Genomic DNA, 5,542 nt, shown 5'->3' on the forward strand with positions numbered 1-5,542 from the left:
AAAACAAAAAAGCCTCGCCAGTAAAAACTGACGAGGCTAGAAGGATGGCGACGACCTACTCTCCCGGGGCGGACCCAGTACCATCGGCGCAGGTGGGCTTAACGACTCTGTTCGGAATGGGAAGAGGTGATCCCCACCGCAATAGTCACCATAGATTGTTCATGGTTTTAGAACCATGGTATGTTTTAACATATCGATAGAGCAGACAAAAAGACATTCCTGGAAGAAAGCTCACGGGTAATTAGTACTACTCGGCTATGACATTACTGCCTTTACACCTGTAGCCTATCAACGTCCTAGTCTCGAACGACCCTTAAGAGAAATCTCATCTCGGGATGGGCTTCGCGCTTATATGCTTTCAGCGCTTATCCCTTCCGTACATAGCTACCCTGCGGTGCAGCTGGCGCCACAACAGGTACACTAGCGGTACGTCCAACTCGGTCCTCTCGTACTAAAGTCAGATTCCCTCAAATTTCTTACGCCCACAGCAGATAGAGACCGAACTGTCTCGCGACGTTCTGAACCCAGCTCGCGTGCCACTTTAATGGGCGAACAGCCCAACCCTTGGGACCTTCTCCAGCCCCAGGATGTGACGAGCCGACATCGAGGTGCCAAACCCCCCCGTCGATGTGAGCTCTTGGGGGAGATCAGCCTGTTATCCCCGGAGTACCTTTTATCCTTTGAGCGATGGCCCTTCCATACGGAACCACCGGATCACTATGCTCTACTTTCGTACCTGATCGACTTGTAGGTCTCACAGTCAAGCACCCTTATGCCATTGCACTCTACGCACGGTTACCAAGCGTGCTGAGGGTACCTTTAGAAGCCTCCGTTACTCTTTTGGAGGCGACCACCCCAGTCAAACTACCCACCAAGCACTGTCCCCCTTGCGGGGTTAGGCTCCAAACAAATAAAGGGTGGTATTTCAACGGCGACTCCACCATGCCTAGCGACACAGCTTCATAGTCTCCCACCTATGCTACACATTATTTGTCCGAAGTCAATACTAAGCTGTAGTGAAGGTTCACGGGGTCTTTTCGTCCCGCTGCGGGTAATCGGCATCTTCACCGATACTACAATTTCACCGAGCTCGTGGCCGAGACAGTGCCCAGATCGTTACACCATTCGTGCAGGTCGGAACTTACCCGACAAGGAATTTCGCTACCTTAGGACCGTTATAGTTACGGCCGCCGTTTACTGGGGCTTCAATTCAGTGCTTCTCCGAAGATAACACCTCCTCTTAACCTTCCAGCACCGGGCAGGTGTCAGACCCTATACTTCATCTTTCGATTTCGCAGAGTCCTGTGTTTTTGATAAACAGTCGCCTGGGCCTATTCACTGCGGCCTACCGAAGTAGGCGTCCTTTCTCCCGAAGTTACAGGACTATTTTGCCTAGTTCCTTAGCCACGATTCACTCGAGCGCCTTAGGATTCTCTCCTTGACTACCTGTGTCGGTTTACGGTACGGGTTGTATATACCTGAAGCTTAGAGGTTTTTCTAGGAAGTACGATTACATCCACTATCTCCGCATCCGAAGACTTGGAGTACTATCACGTTCGACTAGTCTGGCGCATTTAACTACCAAACCATTATCTACTCGCTTTAACGACCTATTCCGTCAGGCCGCGGGATTGTCACAACTTCGTCCCCCCATCGCAGTATATACAAGTACTGGAATATTAACCAGTTATCCATCGACTACCCCCTTCGGGTTCGCCTTAGGACCCGACTAACCCTCAGCTGATTAGCATTGCTGAGGAAACCTTAGTCTATCGGCGTGCGGGGTTCTCACCCGCATTATCGTTACTCATTCCTACATTTTCTTTTCTATCCGCTCCAGCAAACCTCGCAGTTCACCTTCGGCGCAAATAGAATGCTCCCCTACCACTCTTTCGAGTCCATTGCTTCGGTAGTATACTTAATGCCCGATTATTATCCACGCCGGACCGCTCGACTAGTGAGCTGTTACGCACTCTTTAAATGAATGGCTGCTTCCAAGCCAACATCCTAGCTGTCAATGCAGTCTGACCACGTTTGATCAACTTAGTATACATTTGGGGACCTTAGCAGATGGTCTGGGTTCTTTCCCTCTCGGACATGGACCTTAGCACCCATGCCCTCACTCCCGAAGAGCATGTTATAGCATTCGGAGTTTGACAGGATTTGGTAGGCGATGAAACCCCCGCATCCAACCAGTAGCTCTACCTCTATAACACTCATCTCCGAGGCTGCACCTAAATGCATTTCGGGGAGTACGAGCTATTTCCAAGTTTGATTAGCCTTTCACCCCTACCCACAGGTCATCCGAAGACTTTTCAACGTCAACCGGTTCGGTCCTCCACTCTGTGTTACCAGAGCTTCAACCTGCCCATGGGTAGATCACTTGGTTTCGCGTCTGCCCCCACTAACTGCACGCCCTATTCAGACTCGCTTTCGCTTCGGCTTCGAATCTTAAATTCTTAACCTCGCTAGTGAGGAGCAACTCGTAGGATCATTATGCAAAAGGCACGCCGTCACACCTTATGATGCTCCGACCGCTTGTAAGCATACGGTTTCAGGTACTATTTCACTCCCTTATTCAGGGTGCTTTTCACCTTTCCCTCACGGTACTTGTTCACTATCGGTCTTCTAGGAGTATTTAGCCTTACCAGATGGTTCTGGCAGTTTCAGACAGGATTTCACGTGTCCCGCCCTACTCAGGATACCAATAACAATAACACCACGTTGCGTGTACGGGATTATCACCCTCTTTGATCTGACTTTCCAGACAGTTCCACTTAATGATGCATCATATAACTTGGTCCTACAACCCCGAACTTGCCGAAACAAATTCGGTTTGGGCTATTCCCCGTTCGCTCGCCACTACTAGGGGAATCACTATTGTTTTCTCTTCCTCCGGGTACTTAGATGTTTCAGTTCTCCGGGTTAGCTCTCTTTCGAGTACCTAGTCTTCAACTAGGTGGGTTGCCCCATTCGGATATCTACGGATCTATGGTCATGTGCACCTCCCCGTAGCTTTTCGCAGCTTATCACGTCCTTCTTCGCCTCTAGAAGCCAAGGCATCCGCCGTATGCCCTTACTTACTTTCTTCCTCTGTTAAATAGCACGATATACACTATCTAACAGAAATTTCTTTTTGTTGCTCTATTCAATATGTCAAAGAACTTTACCCTATTGTCTCCCCCTATTTTAAGGTTACTGCTAACCCTCATAAGGATCCTAAACAAGGCTCGTGGAGAATATCGGAGTCGAACCGATGACCTCCTGCTTGCAAAGCAGGCGCTCTAGCCAACTGAGCTAATCCCCCTTCTTTGGTTTGTAGTCTCGGGCAGGCTCGAACTGCCGACCTCTACATTATCAGTGTAGCGCTCTAACCAGCTGAGCTACGAGACTGTGAAATCTTCTATAGACCTCTTTCTATCTTTTAATGAAATCCTCTTCAAAGAACCCCATCAACCAAAGAAAGGACAAAGCCTTTCTCTTAACTTCTATTTACATACAAAGAAGGAAAACCTAAATACCACCAAGTCCTCTTAGATTTACCACTACAGATTCCAATTCAATCCTATAGTTCTCTAGAAAGGAGGTGTTCCAGCCACACCTTCCGGTACGGCTACCTTGTTACGACTTAGCCCTAGTTACTGGTTTTACCCTAGGCAGCTCCTTGCGGTTACCGACTTCAGGCACCCCCAGCTTCCATGGCTTGACGGGCGGTGTGTACAAGGCCCGGGAACGTATTCACCGCGTCATGGCTGATACGCGATTACTAGCGATTCCAGCTTCACGCAGTCGAGTTGCAGACTGCGATCCGAACTGAGATACAGTTTGAAGATTCGCTCCTACTCGCGCAGTCGCTGCCCTCTGTCTGTACCATTGTAGCACGTGTGTAGCCCAGGATGTAAGGGCCGTGATGATTTGACGTCATCCCCACCTTCCTCTCAGCTTGCGCTGGCAGTTCCATTAGAGTCCCCGGCCGAACCGCTGGCAACTAATGGTAGGGGTTGCGCTCGTTGCGGGACTTAACCCAACACCTCACGGCACGAGCTGACGACAACCATGCAGCACCTTGCAAAGTGTCCGAAGAAATACCGGTTTCCCAGTACGTCACTCTGCATTTAAACCCTGGTAAGGTTCCTCGCGTATCATCGAATTAAACCACATGCTCCACCGCTTGTGCGGGCCCCCGTCAATTCCTTTGAGTTTCACCGTTGCCGGCGTACTCCCCAGGTGGATAACTTAACGCTTTCGCTTGGCCGCTGACCGTGTATCGCCAACAGCGAGTTATCATCGTTTACGGCGTGGACTACCAGGGTATCTAATCCTGTTCGCTCCCCACGCTTTCGTCCCTCAGCGTCAGTAGTGCTTTAGTAAGCTGCCTTCGCAATCGGTGTTCTAAGTCATATCTATGCATTTCACCGCTACATGACTTATTCCGCCTACTTCACGCACACTCAAGATTTCCAGTATCAAAGGCAGTTCCACAGTTGAGCTGCAGGCTTTCACCTCTGACTTAAAAATCCGCCTACGGACCCTTTAAACCCAATGAATCCGGATAACGCTTGGATCCTCCGTATTACCGCGGCTGCTGGCACGGAGTTAGCCGATCCTTATTCTTACGGTACCTTCAAAATCCTACACGTAGGACACATTATTCCCGTATAAAAGCAGTTTACAACCCGTAGGGCCGTCATCCTGCACGCGGCATGGCTGGTTCAGACTTGCGTCCATTGACCAATATTCCTCACTGCTGCCTCCCGTAGGAGTCTGGTCCGTGTCTCAGTACCAGTGTGGGGGACCACCCTCTCAGGCCCCCTACCCATCGTCGCCTTGGTGAGCCGTTACCTCACCAACTAGCTAATGGGACGCATGCCCATCTCAAACCGATAAATCTTTAATTGCTAAACCAATCGATTCAACAATACCATGGGGTATTAATCCGAATTTCTTCGGGCTATCCCCCAGTTTGAGGTAGGTTGCATACGCGTTACGCACCCGTGCGCCACTCGTCAGCTCTCCGAAGAGACTGTTACCGTTCGACTTGCATGTGTTAGGCCTGCCGCTAGCGTTCATCCTGAGCCAGGATCAAACTCTCCATTGTAAGATGTTTGATTCTGTTGCTATTCCATTGAATCTTCTCTACCTATAGAGTAACTCTAAAATTTCTCAGGGTATTTGGCTTCCTTTCCTTCTTCGTACGCAATATGTTAAAGAACTTCTTTTCTTATTTCTTCCCCCTCCCAACTTCACTCGCGTTCCGTCGTTAAGGGGCGGCAAAAGTAAATCACTTTTTACTTCTACACAACTTTCAACAAGAGAAAATTTTCATCTCTCGCTGCCTTATGCAGCATCGTCTGCTATGCAAAAGGGCTGCAAAGATACTGTGACTTTTTCTTTCCGTCCAAACCTTTTTGATAAAAGATTTTTAACGCCAAAATCACACTCCACTAACACCCCTGAACCACAAGTCCTAAAACCCATAATCCAACTCGCATTAACTCGACTTCTCAATGAACTTCCCCGTGTTGAGGGCTGCAAATGTAAG

2 tRNA genes and 3 rRNA genes are annotated in these 5,542 nt (G+C 49.2%); all 5 read right to left on the reverse strand.

Features of this window, described 5'->3' with window-relative positions:
* Positions 1 to 42 precede the first annotated feature (42 nt).
* Positions 43 to 153 (reverse strand): 5S ribosomal RNA (gene rrf / locus F8C67_RS14200).
* 68 nt (positions 154 to 221) lie between these two features.
* Positions 222 to 3,090, reverse strand: a 23S ribosomal RNA gene (locus tag F8C67_RS14205).
* 143 nt (positions 3,091 to 3,233) lie between these two features.
* Positions 3,234 to 3,307: transfer RNA gene (locus F8C67_RS14210), tRNA-Ala, on the reverse strand.
* A 12-nt stretch (positions 3,308 to 3,319) separates the two neighbouring features.
* Positions 3,320 to 3,393 (reverse strand) — tRNA-Ile (locus F8C67_RS14215).
* A 186-nt stretch (positions 3,394 to 3,579) separates the two neighbouring features.
* Positions 3,580 to 5,098: ribosomal RNA gene (locus F8C67_RS14220) — 16S ribosomal RNA — on the reverse strand.
* The 16S, 23S and 5S rRNA genes sit together here with 2 tRNA genes alongside, the layout of an rRNA operon.
* Between the last annotated feature and the right edge of the window lie 444 nt (positions 5,099 to 5,542).

Source organism: Phaeocystidibacter luteus (genome assembly GCF_008933115.1).
GTDB lineage: Bacteria > Bacteroidota > Bacteroidia > Flavobacteriales > Schleiferiaceae > Phaeocystidibacter > Phaeocystidibacter luteus.